The following is an 18147-nucleotide window of genomic DNA, read 5'->3' as shown; positions in this document are numbered from 1 at the left end:
AGAACTAAAAAAGGTTGGGCATAGGCACCAACCTTTTTTGTATGCGAACTGGTATAAGTCGCGGCTAACTTTCAAATCATTTTTCGTTCAACCACTCAATAGCATCTTCTTCGTTGGTAAAAATACCTAGCTCAAGGCCTGCATTGTCGTAAATTCTCTGAAATTGCGCTCTTACAATAGGCTGCACCGTGGTATCGCCGATAACTAGCGCGCCAAGCGCCATCCCATGTTTCGCACGCCATTCTATTGAACGCTGCAGTTCTGTCTCACCTGCTTTAGTAAGAAGGGCAGAACCATACAAAAAACCTAAAAATGCCCAGTGATCCCCACCAAAGCTGTTAATCACATCCATCATATCCCGCGCATAGCGATCTATGGCTGAGTCATCGGCAATACCTTCAGCCGACACGCCAACAATGTTACCAAGTACAGCAATTTGATACTGACCGTACTTGCTTTTCAGTGTTGCGTTAGGGTTAGAAAATATTTTCACACTATCTCCCCTCGGCTGGTGAAGGATACTCTGATGTAGATATTAGTGTAATTATAGACCGTTAATCTTCGTGAATAACGTCTTTCAAATATTGAAATAGCTCTCTGAACGCCTTAGGTGGCGCATTCTTTTCACGCTCTTTCTTAATTTGGCGATGAAATTGACGCAGCTTCTGGCGGTCAAGTTCAGGGTGCGCTTCAATTAACTTCTGAATAGCTGGGTCGCCCTGCTCAATGACCGCTTCTCTGGCTTTCTCTAGCGCATGAAAAGCCGCGTTTGCAGCTTGATGCTGGTGCGTGAGTTTAGCTAGCGCCTCTTCTATGTCGGCAGTATCGCGATTACGTAGTGCTTTACCAATAAACTGAAGCTGACGTCGATAACCGTCTTTTTTCTTGTTAACTTTACGGGCAATAGCAACCGCATCGGCCAGCTCTTCATCCATAGGAATAGTGGCAATGTTTGCATCGGTTAAGTTAACTAAGGTTTCGCCTAGCTTGTGGAGCTCTTTTGCTTGACGCTTTAGCTCAGTTTTACTGACAAACTCTTCCTCTTCGAACTCATCTGCTTGCGCATCTTCGAAGTAAGGATCTTCAGGAGAATTGTATTTCTGATCACTCATTTCAAACTCATTAGTGTTACACTTTAGCTAAATTGTAACTATCACAGTCGAATTAAGACAGCGAAACTTACTATGCAAATTGAGCAGCAGTTAGCCGACATTCAAAATGTCGTAGATGATGTACTAAAATTAGCCGTTTCAAAAGGCGCAACGCAAGCTGAAGCCAGCATGTCGAAAGTGCAGGGCATTGCCGTATCTTCACGTATGCAAGAAATTGAAAACGTTGAATTTACCAACGACGGTGGCTTAGGTATAAGCGTATACGTAGGCAAGCGAAAAGGCAGTGCTTCTACTGCTGATTTAAGCAAAGCAGCATTAACACTGGCGGTAGAAAAAGCCGTAGATATTGCGCGCTATACGAGTGAAGATCCTTGTACAGGTTTGGCCGATGCTGACCTTATCGCCACTGAATTCCCAGATTTAGACCTGTATCACCCCGAAGAGTTAGATACTGAAAAGGCCATTAAAACTGCTATTGAGGCCGAAACGGCAGCAATGAATTACGATTCGCGCATTACTAATTCAGATGGCGCGTCGTATAACGCAAATTTAGGTATGCGCGTGTACGGCAACACGCACGGTATTAACGCAGGTTACCCAAGTAGCCGCTATTCTTTAAGCTGCATGGTTATTGGCGCACAAGATGACGACATGCAGCGCGATTATGCTTATACAGTAAGTCGTAAAGCCTCATTTCTGCAATCAGCAAGTGCTGTAGGCATTGACGCTGCAAAAGCAACTGTAGACCGCTTAGGCGCCCGCAAGATTAATACGGCGAACGTACCTGTGCTTTTACACCGCGACATCGCATCTAGCTTGTTTGGCCATTATGTAGGGGCCATTAGCGGTGGTAGCCTTTACCGTCGCTCTAGTTTCTTGCTAGATAGCTTGGGTAAACAAGTTTTTCCTGAATGGCTTAACATTGAAGAACGTCCGTTCATTAAAGGCGGCTTGGCAAGTTCTAGCTTCGACAACGAAGGTGTAGCCTGTTCAGATATGACTATTGTAGACGCAGGCAAGTTGGCCACATATCTTTATACTACGTACTCTTCGCGTAAGCTGAATACTCGCTCTAACGGTCATGCTGGTGGTATTCACAATTGGCTAGTAGGCGATACAGGACATAGCGACGCTGACCTGCTTAAAGAAATGGGCACAGGTTTGTTTGTGACCGAACTTATGGGGCAAGGCGTTAATGGTGTGACGGGTGATTACTCGCGGGGTGCTGCGGGCTACTGGGTCGAGAATGGCATTATCCAATACCCAGTTCACGAGGTAACTATTGCCGGCAACCTAAAAGATATGTTCAAAGGTATTGTGGCAATTGGCGCTGAAAAAGATGTGCGCGGCAGTGTACAGACTGGCTCTGTACTCATTGACCAAATGAAGATAGCGGGCAGCTAGTTCGCGTTTTCTCGAAACGCTGAAGGAGACAGCCCGGTGGACTTCTTAAAGCGTTTTGAGAAAGTAAATACATTTGCGTAACCCACATAACTGGCGATATAGGATACGGGCCACTGTGTGCTTAGTAATAAGCTTTTGGCTCGTGTCATACGCAAATGGATAACGTGCTGCTTGGGGCTTCGTCCAAACACTTGCAAACACAGCCGGTGAAGGTGAGGGGCAGAATAATGCGCTTTCTCACTTAAACTTTTCATATCCCAATCAAACTGAAGCTGTTTATCCACCACTGAAAACAGCGTATGTAATCGGCTTATTTGGCGTCGCTCCTTATCGTCACTGGCAGGCTTTTTACCTAATGGAGCATCTGCTATACGGAACAGATAACGTGACACAAACCGCATGGCAGCGCGACGGGTATCAAGGTCGCGTTCCAAGTATACAAGTTCCATGGCGTGATGCAGTCCCTCTAGCATGGCGTTATCTACAACCAGCGCATCGCTTTTTCTAAATGACTTCCAGCGCTCGACATTAGCTATATTTACCCAAATTATGTCCCACTGCTCGCTGATAATGGAAACTTCAAAGCTTTGTCCAGCAGGCAAAATAATAAGCTGCCCTTCATGTAGCTGTAGTTCGCCTGATGGAACGCGAAACTTTCCTTGCCCCTTTATGCTATAGAACAAGGTATGGTTGGGCGGAGAAACACGTCCCACTGTATAATTCCCTGATAAGTTAGAGCATCCTGCCAGTTCAATGCCTAAATCACTGATTTCTGGCGCGTTACTGCTATCTATAAAGCGTTCAAAGCAGTTTGGGCCAATATCTACAATGTCTTTGAAGCTAGGTTGCATAAATGTAAAATGATAGTTTTGGATAAATAGATGTAAGTTTAGAGCATAAAGGATCTGTGTAAAGTTAGCTATATTTCGCTTAATGAAAAAGTAAAGGAAATGACATGCTTAATGTTGCGCAAATAGTGGCTCAAAACGACTGGCAAAACCCGGTGGTGTTTCAGAGAAACCGTATCACTGCCCACAGTCCACATCACGGATATAAAACGCTAAAAGATGCATTACACAGTACCAATGCGCAGAAAAGCAGTTTAAATGGTCAATGGGGTTTCCGTTTATTTGATGCACCAGAAAGCGTACCTGAAAGCTTGGTTTCTAACACATTAAGTGATGACGAGTCTGCTAATTGGCAGCCTATTGCGGTACCTTCTAACTGGCAGCTGCAAGGTCACGACAAACCGATTTACTGTAACGTGAAATATCCCTTTGCGGTGAACCCACCTGTGGTACCCAGCGAGAACCCGACGGGTTGCTACCGAACAACGTTTAACGTTACCAAGGATAAGTTAAAACAACGCAATCATATTGTCTTTGAGGGCGTAAATAGCGCCTTTCACCTTTGGTGTAACGGCGAGTATGTGGGCTACTCTCAAGATAGTCGCTTGCCCGCTGAATTCGATTTATCCCGCCTTTTAGTTGAGGGAGAAAACCGCCTGGCGGTAATGGTGATCAGATGGTCTGACGGTAGCTATTTAGAAGACCAAGATATGTGGTGGCTCAGCGGTATCTTCCGCGACGTTAATTTGGTCACCAAGCCTCAGCATCACATTCAAGATGTGTTCGTTACACCAAAGCTTGATGCCTGCTACCGTGACGCTACGGTTTCGGTTCGTACTGCCATCAATGCGCCATCTACCTTTAAAGTGGGCATACAGCTTTTTGATGGCGATAGCGCTGTTACCGAGCAAGTCATTACCGGCACTAACAATAAGCGTATCGATGAAAAGGGTGGTTGGGATGATGTGGTTTTTCAAACATTAAATGTGAAAGAGCCCAAACACTGGACTGCTGAAACCCCTAATTTGTACCGCATTGTCGTATCCCTTATTGATGAAAGCGGAAACACAGTTGACCTTGAAGCCTATAACGTTGGTTTTAGAAATATTGAAATGAAAAACGGCCAGCTATTGGTTAATGGTAAAGCCGTGCTTATTCGCGGGGTAAACCGACATGAGCATCATCAGTTAAAAGGCCATGCGATCAACGAAGATGACATGCTTGAAGACATTAAGCTATTAAAGCAAAACAACTTTAATGCTGTGCGTACTGCACATTACCCTAATCATCCTCGCTGGTATGAGCTTTGTGACGAATACGGGCTTTATGTGGTAGATGAAGCGAATATTGAAACCCACGGTATGTTTCCCATGGGAAGACTTTCTCGCGACCCGCTTTGGGCAGGCGCTTACATGGCCCGCTTCACCCAAATGGTTGAACGGGACAAAAACCACCCTTGTATCATCATTTGGTCATTAGGTAACGAATGTGGACATGGGCCTACCCACGACGCTATGTATGGCTGGGCGAAGTCATTTGACCCATCACGACCTGTGCAATATGAAGGTGGTGGTGCCGACACTACGGCTACCGATATTATCGCGCCTATGTATGCACGGGTAGATACGGATGTAAAAGACGACGCTGTACCTAAATGGGCTATCAAAAAGTGGCTGTCGATGCCCAGTGAAAACCGCCCCGTTATTTTATGTGAGTACGCCCACGCTATGGGTAACAGTTTGGGAAGCTTTGATGAATATTGGAAGGCATTTAAAGACTATCCACGTCTTCAGGGCGGATTTATCTGGGACTGGGTTGATCAAGGATTAACTAAGTACACTGACAGTGGTGAAGCTTACTGGGCTTACGGCGGCGACTTCGGTGATACCGATAACGACCGTCAGTTCTGTATCAACGGATTGCTGTTCCCAGACAGAACGCCTCACCCTCATTTGTTTGAAGCAAAATACTGTCAGCAGCACTTAAGCTTTTCGCTGGTTGAAAAAGATAACAAGTTTGAGCTTACCGTAAGCAGCGATTACCTATTTAGACATACAGATAATGAGTTGTTACGTTGGCAAGTACTAGAAAACGGAAAACCCATCGCTAATGCAAAGGGCGAGCTTGAAATCAATATAGGTCCGCAACAATCACAAATGCTGACCCTAACCCCAGAAATTATATTTAAAGCAGGGGCTGAGTATCATTTAAATATTGATGTTGTGACAGCGAATGGCTGCGCGTGGGCTGATGCAGGGCATGTCATGGACACTGCGCAGTTAGCACTAATTAATAAGCGAGGAATAGTGTCGTTTTCACTTAATGATAACGACATACCAGACGACACGAGTGAACTATCAATCGAAGCTAAGGATGGAATGTTGTTAGTACATGCGCTAAATAACGTATTTAGCTTTAATAGTGAAAGTGGGCTATTAACCTCGTGGCTTCAAGGCGCTGAGGAGGCACTTAGCGCGCCGCTAGAAGATAATTTCTTCAGAGCGCCGCTAGATAACGACATTGGGGTAAGTGAAGTCGATAACCCAGACCCGAACGCGTGGGAGTCTCGCTGGCGCCGTGCAGGTATTGGTGAATGGACACGCACTTGCACGGGCGTAAACGTTGAGCAGGGCGCGCAAATCGTGAGTATAACGTCGTTATTTGAATATAGTCATTCAGAAAAGCTGGTGGCGGCAACTAAGTGGATCTATACCCTTAACGCGCAGGCCGAACTTTCGGTAGAGGTGGAGGTGCTATTAGATGATGGTTTACCGCCGATGCCGCGTATTGGTATGCAAATAGCAGTACCTGTGTCGCAGGAGAATATGCCAGTAACCTGGCAAGGGCTTGGACCATTTGAGAACTATCCAGACAGAAAAGCGGCGGCGCGCCATGGTCATTACACGTTACCTATCGGCGATATGCAAACGCGCTATATATTTCCTACAGACAATGGTTTGCGCAGTGACTGTAAAACGTTGGCTCTTGGTAGCGTAACTGCAAGCGGGCAGTTCCATTTCAGTGTAAGTGAATATGGGCAGGCACAGCTAGATGAGGCAAAACACACATGTGATTTAACACCTCAAGACTGTGTGTTTGTGTATATTGATCACGCGCATATGGGCGTGGGCGGCGATGACTCATGGAGCCCAAGTACACACAAAGCGTTCTTATTGGAAGAAAAGCAATATCGCTACTCGGTTTGCTTTAATGCTATAGCCAGTTAACATCTGGTGTGAAGCTAGCTTTTCAATCACCATATAACTAATTTAATATATCGCGGTATAACCTTGTTATACCGCCATTGCTTAGGATAAAACTGTTTCTACACGTTGCTTTGAAACGCCTTTTCGTTTCAGCAAAAGCTCTAGAGACAAATACAAAAAAGCCGCTACATAGCGGCTTTTTATTAATTCAAAACTCGTTCAGGCAACGTCTTAGCCGTCAACCTGACCGCAGAAACGGTAACCTTCGCCGTGGATAGTTACAATCAATTCTTCATCTGTTGGATCTGACTCGAAGTGCTTACGAATACGACGAATAGTTACGTCAACTGTACGGTCATTCGGACGAAGCTCGCGCCCCGTCATTTCCATAATTAACTGCTCACGGGTAAGGATCTTACCTGGGTTGCTTAGGAAAAGGTGTAGCGCACGGAATTCACTACGAGGTAGACGGAATTCTTTACCGCTAGGAGAAATCAATGAGCGGCTGTCGCCGTCAAGCGTCCAACCGTTGAAGCTTACACGGCTTGGTAAATCGTCATCTTCTGAAGAGTTTGTTGTACGAGACAGTAAGTTGCGCGCGCGAATCGTTAATTCACGGGGGTTAAAAGGCTTAGTCAGATAATCGTCTGCGCCAATTTCAAGGCCTAGAATGCGATCAACGTCGTTATCGCGACCCGTTAGGAAGATAAGGCCAACGTTTTTACGGTCACGTACTTCACGAGCCAAAATCAGGCCGTTCTTGCCTGGAAGGTTGATGTCCATGATAACCAAATTGATAGCGTGATTCTCGAAGAAATCATGCATTTGATCACCATTTTCGGCTTCAAATACATTATACCCTTCCGCTTCAAATAAACTCTTAAGCGTGGTACGGGTTACCACCTCATCTTCAACAATTAACACATTTGGCGTCTGCATGGTGTTTTACACTCTTTCTAAAATACGATTTAAGCAACTAACTGGTTAAATTTTAATATTCATGTACTTGATTGCAAGCAACTTGTGAATATTCTTACTGCTAAGGTATTGGGGTTAGCCAATAAAAATCAAGAAAAGTTCAGCCTTTATACAACTATTATGATGTTTTCGCATTAACAACGGGAAAGATAATCACAAATTCCACCCCGTTACCTTCCTCGCTGGTAATCGCTATTGAGCCATTGAGGGCTTGCGTTACTAAGTTGTACACTAAATGCATTCCCAGTCCAGAACCGCCTTGCCCACGCTTCGTGGTAACAAAGGGGTCGAATATCCGTTTGCGGATCTCGGGGGGAATACCTTTTCCGTTATCGGTATAAACAAGCTTGAGCTTGTCGCTGCTAACCAACTCGGCACGAATATCAATTGTGCCTTCATCCACGGATTCAAACCCATGAATAACCGAATTCATGATTAAATTAATCAAAATTTGATTTATAGGGCCAGCCTTTGTTTCAACGCTAAGGGTAGGGTCGCAATTTACGTTGATGTTGTGTTTTAATTTTTTTAATCGAGGCTGCAATGACAACAGTATCTCATTAACTAGCTGTACAACGCAAAAACTTCTACTAGATTCTGAGGTTTGATCTACGGCGACCTGCTTAAAACTACTGATAAGCTCAGCAGCTCTGTTCAAATTGCGGTAAATAATATTGAGGTTTTCGTTACTTTCATCCAAGAAGCGCTTCATTGCACTGGCTTTCAGTGTTTTATTTTCAAAGTCTTTCTGAATAACTGCTAGCCTATCTAACATCATGGTCGATGCAGTAACGCCTAAGCCTATTGGTGTATTAACTTCATGGGCGACACCGGCAACCATGTCACCGAGGGAAGCCATTTTTTCATTTTGTACAATTTGACGCTGGAATTGATGTAGCTTCTCTAGCGTTTGAATAAGCTCTTGGTTCGCATCTTTAAGCGCTGTTGTTCGATGGCTGACCATATCTTCAAGGCTGGCATTAAGTTTTCTGTGCTGCTCCTCTGCCTGCCTTTGTTTTTGCATGTACTCTTGGATGCGAAGCAGCATGACGTTGACTGCATCAGCTAGAATGTCGAGTTCTTTAATGCTAGAGCCACTAGCGCGCGCTGAATAATCACGCTGACGCGACGTGCGCTGCAAAAAGTTGGCTATGCTTTCAACTGGACCGGTTACGACGCGCTGCATTTTAAGTGCCGAGTAAAAGCTTATTGCCAACAGCACTAGGGCTACCGCTAAATTTAGCCAAATCGATTTCCCAACCAGCTGGTTGAAGTTTTCAGATGAAACCCTTAGATACACCCACCCCAGCTGGATATTGGTTTCTGGGTCGAATACTTTTGCACTGAGTTCAAGGTAATGCCCGTTATCTGTTAGCAGCGGGTTCATAACCATCGAAGCTAGCTGGTTTTCCTTACCACCTAATAAAAGCTGGCCCTCTTTATTGTACGAGGCAAAAATTTCTGGCTGCAGTGTATCGTTTTGCGCTTTGTAAACGTGAGCATTGAGTACTTGCTCTGCTGCCACAAGATTATTTAGTGCAGCTTCAATACGCTCAGGAGTTTCATCATAAAGGTAGGTAGATGAGCTTCTTGCCACCAATTTGGTGAGCATGATCGCGTTAGATTCTAGCTCATGTCGATAAGTTTTTATTTGCGTATAAACGGCAAGACCTGATAGCACTGCAAGAGAAAAGGTAGCAATAGACATCACCACCCATAGAAAGAGGCTTCTTATTGAAAGCTTTACTGCTCTGTCCGTCATACCCGCCTAGCGCAATGTCCATTCACGTCGTTCATTTTTTAATAGTGGCGCAAAAATGGCCAAAAAGAAAGGTGTTTATAACCAATAATTAATGTGAAAGATTTTAGTGCTATAACATTCATCAGTTAACGTTTTGGGGCGCTTCTAGTGCTACTAAATATGATGAATAATAGGAACAAAAAACTGTTCACGTACGAAAAAACACCACAAAATTAACGCCTAGTTAACCGCAGATAAATATAGCTGATGGTAACTTTCAGCGGCCGCTTCCCATGTAAACCTAGTTCGCATTCCTCGTTGCTGCATCGCTCTGAATTTGCCCGTATCTTCATAGAAAGCCAGTAGAGCACGTCGAATACAAGCTAACAAAGCATGAGGCGTAGGTTCATCGAACACAAACCCGGTACCTTCACTATCGTTGCTATAGTCGATGACCGTATCTTTAAGCCCTCCTACGGAGCGCACAATAGGGATAGTGCCGTAGGCCAGGCTGTACATTTGGTTTAATCCGCATGGCTCAAATTGCGAAGGCATAAGAAAAAAGTCGGCGCCCGCTTCTACAAGGTGTGCATGCTCTGAACTAAACCCGTTAATAAATGCGAATTTTTCAGGATGTTGTTGGGCAAATTCACCCAAGTCCATACACACTTTAGGATCGCCAGTGCCTACAATAACTATTTGGATATTATGCTTAATTAGGTCGTCTAAAATGGGCAGTATATATCCAAAGCCTTTTTGTTCTGTTAGGCGGCATACCATTCCGATAAGCGGAATATTGCCATTCTCAGGCAGCCCTGACTTTTCTTGCAACACTCGCTTACAGGTAGTTTTTGGGTGAAGGTTCTCTACGCTGTAATGCTCTGGTAGAAACGTATCTGTTTCTGGGTTCCACTGCGTATAATCACACCCGTTAAGAATGCCGCTTAAATCAGCCTGACGGTTTACAAGGCGTTCGTGAAGCCCGTGACTACCTAAGTCGGTAAGCAGTTCCCTTGCGTAGTTTGGGCTCACTGTCGTCACTTTCGAGGCATACTCAATACCACTTTGCAACATGTTGATGTAGCCACCGTGTACTTGCGCCAAAATGTTAGGGTGATGCCGAAGAAACGGGATGGTTTCTAGTTTGTGTACGCCCTGGAACGCGGCATTGTGAATAGTAAATATTGTTTTTGTGCCATCGAAATACCCAGATTTGTCATGAGTAAGTAAAAACGGAAGCATAGCCGTGTGCCAATCGTGGCAGTGAATAATATCCGGCTTTTTATCAATCGCTTTTAATGTTTGAAGAACAGCGCCGCTGAATAAACTAAAGCGCTCGCCATTATCTTCATACGCTTCAAAGGCATTGGCATATAGCCCCGCACGCATAAAGTAGTCAGGCGCGTCTACAAAGTAAATTGGAATGCCGTGCCATTGCATATAGCGAATATCGAAATGGTAGACATGCCCTTCAGTAAACAGGGTTTGTTGCTCGGTTACCGTGGGTAGATTCAATTGCTCTGCCAGTACTTGGTAATACGGCATTATTATGGTGATGTTTTCGCCTAAACTATGTAGTGCGAGAGGAAGCGCTTTGCCAACGTCAGCAAGTCCGCCAGTTTTAACTAACTCTTCAACTTCTGAAATAGCAAATACAATATTCACAGTTAATCTCCCAGAGCGTACACGTAGTGCACTCGTCATGCTTCAATAGAGTATATGGAAAGCGCTGAGTGCCATTGTGAAGTATCCACAATGGCATAAGCAACAGGTAGATGAGTTAAGTTAGCACAAGCTCACGGCTTTTTTAATTACAAAGCTGCCTGATAAACGGAAAATTGCGATGTTTGTGCTGTGGTATAAACTGTTTGGAAGTGCTCAGCGAGCAAACCTGGGTAGGGCAAAAATCGGTTTGCTACCATTTGCATAGTGCCACCACGGCTTAATGTTGCCTTTGCATCTGAGATAAATCGCTTAGTGATGGTGTAGTCAGTTTTGATGCCGGTGTGAAACGGTGGGTTGGTGACAATATGCTGTACTTTTTGGGTAAAACCGTGCAAACCATCGGCAGCGTAAAGTGTTGCTGATAATCCATTTTCTGCAAGGGTAATTGCGCTACAGTAAACGGCAAGTGCACTCACATCGGTAAGGTGTAGCTTTAAATGTGGATATTTCAGCATGATGTAACTAGCAATCACACCCGCACCACATGCGAAATCCAAAATTTCACCGCTCAGGGAGGTCGCAAGTTTTTCTAGCAGTAACTCTGTTCCCGCATCCAGTTCTTTATAACTAAAAACGCCAGGCATGGAGGCAACTTGCCAAGTGGTACCTTCAACTTGGTAGGTATTCATGTCAAGCCAAGCATCGGGTTCAAAGGCAAGATGGGGCTCTTCTACCATTACGGTAATAAGGCTGCAGTGACGCGCCGAATCAACTTTTTGCGTAGGGCCATATTGCTGCATCAACTTAGCGGCACTTTTAATGCCACCTTTGTTTTCACCAACCACATGGATATGACCATTTTGGCCAACCATGCTTGCGGCCATTCGCAGTAACATCTGAAAATGGGTTTTTGCTTTAGGTAAGAAAATCATCACGTCAGTGTGAGATTTTTCTAAAGCCAAGAAAGGCGCAAAAATATGGGTATGATTGCCAACCTTTTGCGTCACCTCAAAGCCTGTATGTGTAATGTCTCTGCTATCGAACGATACAGAGGGAATCACGCGCACGCATTCCGAAAAAATGTCGAAATACTGGTGAAGAACCGTTACGTTATGCGATTTAAGACCGTCTAGGAAATACGCGTCAGCAGGGTTAATAAATGCCCACTGGCCTTCATCGAAAAGCGCGATATTACGTTCTAACAGCTGGCTTTGAGGAGATAGAATCATTACTTAGTACGCTCGAAAATTAGATCCCACACACCATGGCCGAGTTTTTGGCCGCGAGTTTCAAATTTGGTGATTGGACGATAGTCCGGACGAGGTACATAGTCGCCATCGGTTGCAGTATTAGTGTAGCCCTCAGCTTGGGTCATGACCTCTAACATATGCTCAGCATACTGTTCCCAGTCGGTCGCCATATGAAAGCATCCGCCAATAGCTAATTTAGTGCGAACTAATTCAACAAATTCTGGCTGTACGATACGGCGCTTATGGTGACGCTTTTTATGCCAAGGATCTGGGAAAAACAACTGCAGGCGAGACAGTGAACCATCTGGAATCATATTCTTAAGCACTTCTACCGCGTCATGCTCCATAACACGCAAATTTTCAACGCCTTGCTCATTAGCATCAGATAAGCATGCGCCAACACCAGGGCGATGCACTTCAATGCCAATAAAATCCTTCTCAGGTGCGTTCGCTGCCATTTCAACTAAAGACTTACCCATGCCAAAGCCAATTTCCACAACCACATCTACGTTTCGGCCAAACAACTCTGGTAACGACAAGGGGGCATCAATATAGTCAATGCCCTTGGTTGGCCAGTGATCTTCCAGCGCCTTTTCTTGTGCTTTAGTAAGTCTACCTTCGCGTTTAACGAAGCTTTTTACCTTGCTTACGTATACTCCAGCGGCTTCTGCTTCCGCCTGACTTTTGAATTGCCTCATTTGCAATGCCTTTCTTACCCAATTTTCTGGTGGCGCATTATCCACTTACCTACGGCTTATGCAACGCTATCGTGGTAAAAATGCTGTAATTTTATACGCCAATTTGTTTTGCAATAATAGATGCCACGGCGTCAGTTTGCTCAAGTACTAGCATATGCCCGGCATCACTAATGGTATGGAACCCTGCTTTAGGCAACACGCTTTTAAGTTGCTTTATTGCTTCTGCTGGAGCAATCGCGTCGTGTTGGGCGGTGATAAAGGATACAGGCGCATTGATCTTTGCAAGTGATTTTACGGTACTCTCTCGAGGCGTTGTGGCGAGTGTGTGGTTAAGTAGTGTGGTTTTTCCTAAATCTTGTGCCATTGATTTTACAACGCCAGCCACATCTTCATCATTCAAACGTGAAGGGTGAATAAACCGCGAAAGGTACGCATCGTTATCGGGCTTGAAGTGTCCTTGCCTAAGCATAGAAGTCAACTGCTTACGCTTGGCAATTTCTTCTTTTGATAAGCCTTCTGGGTTGTAGCCGATTAACGTAACCGAGGCTATATTGGCGGGATTGCGCTGTGCCACTAACGCAGCTATAAATCCGCCCATGGAGTAACCCACAAGGTGCACTTTTTCGTCATCTAGAATGCGATCTTCACTTAGTGCCAGCATTTCCTCTAGCGATGCTGCCCATTGAAGTGGCACATAGCGACGTTGCGCAATATGCAAGGTTCGCCAAAGCGGCAAAAACACGCGTTCGTCGCAAAGCGTACCGGGGAAAAATAAAACAGGGTGCTGCACAGACACGTGTGCTCCTTAACAATAAACTGGCTGGTTACATGCTACCATAGCGCGCCTTTTAATAAATGGTCTGCTATGCAGAAAGCGGCCACGCATTAATGAAAAACGATTATTTAGCACATACCCATACAGACAATTATGACAGAACAACAATATACCAGTGGCTTTTCTGAGCGAGTGCTCGCATGGTTTGATAAACACGGGCGAAAGCATTTGCCCTGGCAGCAAGACGTGACGCCTTATAAAGTATGGGTGTCGGAAATTATGCTGCAGCAAACCCAAGTTACCACGGTAATACCTTACTTTGAACGTTTTATGGCATCATTTCCCACCGTACATGATTTGGCAAAGGCATCTCAAGACGACGTGCTTCATCATTGGACGGGGCTAGGCTACTACGCGAGAGCCAGGAACCTCCATAAAGCTGCCAATATGTTGGTAGACAAATACAACGGAGAGTTTCCCTATTCTCTTGAAGAAGTCGTGGATTTGCCCGGTATAGGGCGCTCTACTGCTGGGGCGATACTTTCCCTATCTCGCAATATGCGCTTTGCTATTTTAGATGGCAATGTGAAGCGTGTGCTGGCGCGTTACTATGCGATAAGCGGGTGGCCGGGGCAGAAAAAAGTGGAAAACCAACTTTGGGAGGTGGCCGAGAAAAACACGCCTACCAACTCAGAAGGTGGACGTTGCGCCAACTATACCCAGGTGATGATGGATTTGGGCGCGATGATATGTACGCGAAGCAAACCGAAGTGTGATGAGTGTCCACTTCAGCCCGACTGTATAGCCTATGCCCAAGGTGCGCAAACCGAGTACCCGGGCAAAAAGCCGAAAAAGGCGCTGCCCGAGAAGTCCACCTATATGATGGTGGCACAGTTCAATAGTCAAGTGTATTTAGAGCAGCGCCCCTCAACAGGCCTCTGGGGCGGTTTGTACGGTTTTATCGAAGTACCCTCGATAGAAGAGGGACTTGAGCAGTTTAATAAACGGGGAATCAATGTTGAGGAAACCCGAACGCTCGAAGGTTTCCGCCATACCTTTAGTCATTTTCATTTAGATATCACCCCGGTAGTGGCCGTGGTAAACTCTGCTCCAACAAAGCGCGTAGCCGAAACGGCATATCGCTGGTTTTCGTTGAACGAGCCTATTGAAGTTGGTTTAGCGGCACCTACAACCAAGATTATTCAGCAGTTAATGCGTTAGGCTTTCTAAGCCCAATGTATTATTTATTGCTAAGTAGATAGCGAACGAAAGGAAATAACATGGCAAGAACGGTATTTTGTCGCAAACTTCAGAAAGAAGCTGACGGCTTAGATTTCCAACTTTACCCCGGCGAATTGGGTAAGCGTATTTTCGACAACATTTCTAAAGAAGCATGGGCTGAATGGCAAAAGAAACAGACCATGCTGATTAACGAACATAAGTTAAATATGATGGAGCCGAATGCTCGCTCATTTTTAGAAGAAAAAATGTCGGCATACTTGTTTGACGATGTAGAACCTACGATTGAGGGCTATGTTCCGCCTGAAAAATAAGCAAAAAAGCGTTTTTTGAGCAAACAATGTGCAAACAGTAATAAAAGCGCAAAAAAAGCGAGAAAAACGGTTGACTTGTGAAGGCGAAAACCGTTTAATACGCACCCACAGCAGGACAGACGGTAAACGCCTAGAACGCTAACAAGTTTCAGCCTCGATAGCTCAGTTGGTAGAGCAGCGGATTGAAAATCCGCGTGTCCCTGGTTCGATCCCGGGTCGAGGCACCATCTTTCAGAGAGCCCTGCATGCAAGTGCGGGGCTTTTTTGATCCCGACGGTTGAAGAACCAGGCACACGCTAACGTGCCCCTGCGGCTGCGCCGCGCGTTACAATCCCGGGTCGAGGCACCATTATTCAGAGAGCCCTGCATGCAAATGCGGGGCTTTCTTGATCCCAAACCTCTTTCCTTTGTTTTGAAATTTGTGCTCGCGAAAAGACATATGGCTGCTTTAGCGGTGAACATCGTATAATGCGAACAATATGCGAAACTAGTTAAGAGTGTTGGGCATGAATCGTCGTAAGAAAATTTTCACTAAACTTAAGAAAAAAGATAAAAAAGCCAAAGCTAAACTTCATAAAAGCAATAAGCCAACCTATATCTCTAAAGCGGAACGGGCAAAACTAGCAGAACAAGAGCACGATGAATTGTCAGTGACCGAAAAAAGCACTAAACCAGTCGACTGACAAAATTGCGGTCAAGCTTGGTGGCGAAGTTTCCCAGGTAAAACAGGGGGGAGCATTTTGGTCTGCCTAGCCGCAATGTGTAATTTCGAATTGCGAAAACAAAAAAAAACAACATAGCCAGCTTGTAATCAAGCTGGCTATGTTTAGAAGTTTACATAGTCATGCTTTACATCATGCGCATGGAAGGTCGCATCACCATCACCATCACCATCACCATCACGGGACAACAAGCCTAGAGATTTCGGCTAATGCTGTGTGCATGTCAATTCGGTAATTTGCTAATAATATTTATTTGGATGTTAGACGCAAATAGCGGCTAAAACGCTTTTTTAATAAAAAACTTATGCATGTTCTTGCCTACTTTTCGAAATGGGTACTACGCTTACCTAATGTGAGTAAAGCCGGCTGAACATAACGCTGTTACCTGTTATGCCTAGCAACTTTATGTTTTCTTTGCGCTAAACAATGGCGCCTTTCGGCATTTGTTATTAGTGCACCGCACGCTGTATTTCTCAAACAAAGTAACGTGCACAAGCATGAATCAGTGCTGTCGATTTCAAGTCACAGTGTTTTTTCAAGGAGAGTTTTTTTGTCGCTTAATAACTTACCTTCAATGCAAAATGGGGCTTTGAAGAGCATATATGTACTTTGTGGAGTTGGCATAGCAGCTTCTTGGACTTTATTCTTTTTTGTATCAGCGCTCACCGCGCTTGCGGTACTTACAGGCGTGGTTGTCTTTAGCGTATTTGTCTTTTCACAAAGCTCGGATGAGGTCGACGAGATTTATCCCAATTATGAAAGTCTGGCGCAGGGCGAATCAGCGGGTAGCGCTGACATCAAAAAAGCGAGCGAAGAGCTCTCCCATTCATTGAGCACATGTGATACCAACTTATCCTCTATTAAGTCCACTCAAGATGACGCGGTTGAAACCTTGTCACATGCTTTTAGTAGTCTAAAGGCACTGGTAGCACAGCAAACACAATGTATTGACGCGTTACTTAGCGTTGATGCTACGCAAACACAGTCCTATTCCGAACGAATGCGCACCTTTGCGCAAGAAACCGACGGAACCCTTACCCAATTTATCGATTCCACCGAACAAATGTCTTCATCGACCAAGCATCTTATGGAGCAGGTGCAAACTATTCAACAAGCCATGCCGACGGTTATTGACGCACTTAGCGGTATTGATGACATAGCTGCGCAAACTAACTTATTGGCGCTAAACGCTGCAATTGAAGCTGCTAGAGCGGGCGAGGCTGGTCGGGGTTTTGCGGTTGTGGCCGATGAGGTGCGGGCACTATCAACTCGCTCTACTCAGTTTAGCGATGTAATTAAAACCCAAGTTGAGAACATTCGCAGTTTGGTAGATAAGCTCACTGACACTGCAGAATTTGTAGCCTCGCAAGATATTTCGCAAGTGGTTAATGCCAAGACTCATATTAGCGAGCAGCTGGCCGAAATCATCAAAAAAGCAGAGGCAGATCTTGTCACTACAAAACAAATTGAAGATATAGGGTCACAGCTGGACGAGTCGATAAATGCGGCCATCAGAGGAATGCAATTTGGTGATATCAATGGCCAGCATATTCAGTATACCCAAGATATGATCACGTTCATTTTGGAGCAATTGGCGACATTGAATGCTAACAATATCGACAGTTTCATCAACGCATTAAACGAGTACCAAAAAGGGATCGCAGCGAAAGGTAAAAATGATCACAACCCAGTGTCTGCCACGTCTATGGACGCTGGAGAAGTTGAATTGTTCTAAGCTAAGAAAGGAACAGGAAGCACCGTCAGTAATGACATACTTTGGAGAAGTGGGCATATGAGCAAACACATTTTAGTTGTCGACGATTCGGTGTCGATTCGTCAAATGGTTGAGATGACGCTAAAAGGCGCAGGTTATACCGTCACCACAGCCCAAGACGGTCAAGAAGCGCTGGACAAATGTAAGAGTCAGCAATTTAACTTCGTTCTCACTGATCAAAACATGCCTCGCATGGATGGCCTTACACTTATTAAAAACTTGCGCGGGTTAGGGGCCTACAGCAGAACTCCAATTGTCATGCTTACCACAGAAGCGGGCGACGATATGAAAGCGAAAGGTAAAGCTGCGGGAGCAACTGGCTGGATGGTAAAACCTTTTGATCCAAACAAACTGCTTGATGTCACTAAGCGTGTCTTAGGTTAAGCCCAACTTCTCATACTTTAAGTCTGGAAGGATTCAG

At 45.0% G+C, this 18147-nt stretch carries 16 protein-coding genes and 1 tRNA gene; 8 read left to right on the top strand and 9 right to left on the bottom strand.

Annotation, left to right across the window (positions count from 1 at the left end; genetic code table 11):
- Positions 1-76: 76 nt before the first annotated feature.
- Positions 77-493, bottom strand: a complete 417-nt coding sequence (locus V7R55_RS07000) for a hypothetical protein (RefSeq protein ID WP_334058564.1) — start codon at positions 491-493, stop codon at positions 77-79.
- A gap of 61 nt (positions 494-554) precedes the next feature.
- Complete coding sequence (gene yjgA / locus V7R55_RS06995; protein ID WP_334058562.1) at positions 555-1112, bottom strand: ribosome biogenesis factor YjgA; 558 nt, start codon at positions 1110-1112, stop codon at positions 555-557.
- Between the two features lie 72 nt (positions 1113-1184).
- Here yjgA and pmbA point away from each other — a divergent pair, with 72 nt between their 5' ends.
- Positions 1185-2516, top strand: coding sequence for a metalloprotease PmbA (gene pmbA / locus V7R55_RS06990; RefSeq protein ID WP_334058560.1), 1332 nt, complete (start codon positions 1185-1187; stop codon positions 2514-2516).
- Here the strand turns inward: pmbA and V7R55_RS06985 are convergent.
- Positions 2513-3367 (bottom strand): AraC family transcriptional regulator, encoded by an 855-nt coding sequence (locus V7R55_RS06985; protein ID WP_334058558.1) that lies wholly within the window; start codon positions 3365-3367, stop codon positions 2513-2515. The genes pmbA and V7R55_RS06985 overlap by 4 nt on opposite strands.
- 104 nt (positions 3368-3471) lie before the next feature.
- On the opposite strand from V7R55_RS06985, the gene V7R55_RS06980 reads away from it, so the two are divergent.
- Positions 3472-6591, top strand: a complete 3120-nt coding sequence (locus tag V7R55_RS06980) for a beta-galactosidase (protein ID WP_334058556.1) — start codon at positions 3472-3474, stop codon at positions 6589-6591.
- Positions 6592-6801: 210 nt separating this feature from the next.
- On the opposite strand, the gene arcA is transcribed toward V7R55_RS06980, so the two are convergent.
- From arcA to V7R55_RS06950, 6 genes are all read right to left on the bottom strand, one after another.
- Entirely contained in the window at positions 6802-7509 is a 708-nt protein-coding gene (arcA, locus tag V7R55_RS06975) for a two-component system response regulator ArcA (RefSeq protein WP_131093847.1), read from the bottom strand.
- Between the two features lie 157 nt (positions 7510-7666).
- Positions 7667-9310 carry a sensor histidine kinase gene (locus tag V7R55_RS06970; RefSeq protein WP_334058553.1) on the bottom strand — a complete coding sequence of 548 codons (1644 nt, stop codon included), beginning with the start codon at positions 9308-9310 and terminating at the stop codon, positions 7667-7669.
- A 219-nt stretch (positions 9311-9529) separates the two neighbouring features.
- Complete coding sequence (gene glgA / locus V7R55_RS06965) at positions 9530-10954, bottom strand: glycogen synthase GlgA (protein WP_334058551.1); 1425 nt, start codon at positions 10952-10954, stop codon at positions 9530-9532.
- A gap of 146 nt (positions 10955-11100) precedes the next feature.
- Entirely contained in the window at positions 11101-12183 is a 1083-nt protein-coding gene (locus V7R55_RS06960) for a methyltransferase (RefSeq protein WP_334058549.1), read from the bottom strand.
- Positions 12183-12902: a tRNA (guanosine(46)-N7)-methyltransferase TrmB gene (gene trmB / locus V7R55_RS06955; protein ID WP_334058548.1), complete on the bottom strand. Its 720-nt coding sequence runs from the start codon at positions 12900-12902 to the stop codon at positions 12183-12185. The genes V7R55_RS06960 and trmB overlap by 1 nt, the downstream gene beginning before the upstream one ends.
- 91 nt (positions 12903-12993) lie before the next feature.
- A complete protein-coding gene (locus V7R55_RS06950) occupies positions 12994-13698 on the bottom strand; it encodes an alpha/beta fold hydrolase (protein ID WP_334058546.1) in 705 nt (234 codons plus the stop codon).
- A 132-nt stretch (positions 13699-13830) separates the two neighbouring features.
- On the opposite strand from V7R55_RS06950, the gene mutY reads away from it, so the two are divergent.
- The 6 genes from mutY (at position 13831) to V7R55_RS06920 (ending at position 18110) form a co-directional block, all read left to right on the top strand.
- On the top strand, positions 13831-14898 hold the full coding sequence (gene mutY / locus V7R55_RS06945) for an A/G-specific adenine glycosylase (RefSeq protein ID WP_334058544.1): 1068 nt from the start codon (positions 13831-13833) through the stop codon (positions 14896-14898).
- A gap of 59 nt (positions 14899-14957) precedes the next feature.
- A complete protein-coding gene (locus V7R55_RS06940; RefSeq protein ID WP_025256893.1) occupies positions 14958-15230 on the top strand; it encodes an oxidative damage protection protein in 273 nt (90 codons plus the stop codon).
- A 151-nt stretch (positions 15231-15381) separates the two neighbouring features.
- A tRNA-Phe gene (locus V7R55_RS06935) sits at positions 15382-15457 on the top strand.
- Between the two features lie 279 nt (positions 15458-15736).
- Positions 15737-15913 carry a DUF2986 domain-containing protein gene (locus V7R55_RS06930; protein WP_334058541.1) on the top strand — a complete coding sequence of 59 codons (177 nt, stop codon included), beginning with the start codon at positions 15737-15739 and terminating at the stop codon, positions 15911-15913.
- 613 nt (positions 15914-16526) lie between these two features.
- Positions 16527-17687: a methyl-accepting chemotaxis protein gene (locus V7R55_RS06925; RefSeq protein ID WP_438823583.1), complete on the top strand. Its 1161-nt coding sequence runs from the start codon at positions 16527-16529 to the stop codon at positions 17685-17687.
- Positions 17688-17744: 57 nt separating this feature from the next.
- The gene (locus tag V7R55_RS06920) at positions 17745-18110 is read left to right on the top strand and encodes a response regulator (RefSeq protein WP_334058538.1); all 366 of its coding nucleotides are present in this window, start codon (positions 17745-17747) and stop codon (positions 18108-18110) included.
- Positions 18111-18147 lie beyond the last annotated feature (37 nt).

Source organism: Alteromonas sp. S005, from assembly GCF_036864475.1.
Taxonomy (GTDB): domain Bacteria; phylum Pseudomonadota; class Gammaproteobacteria; order Enterobacterales; family Alteromonadaceae; genus Alteromonas.
The sequence above is the reverse complement of the archived record's forward strand: the minus strand, read 5'-3'. Positions and strand labels throughout refer to the sequence as shown.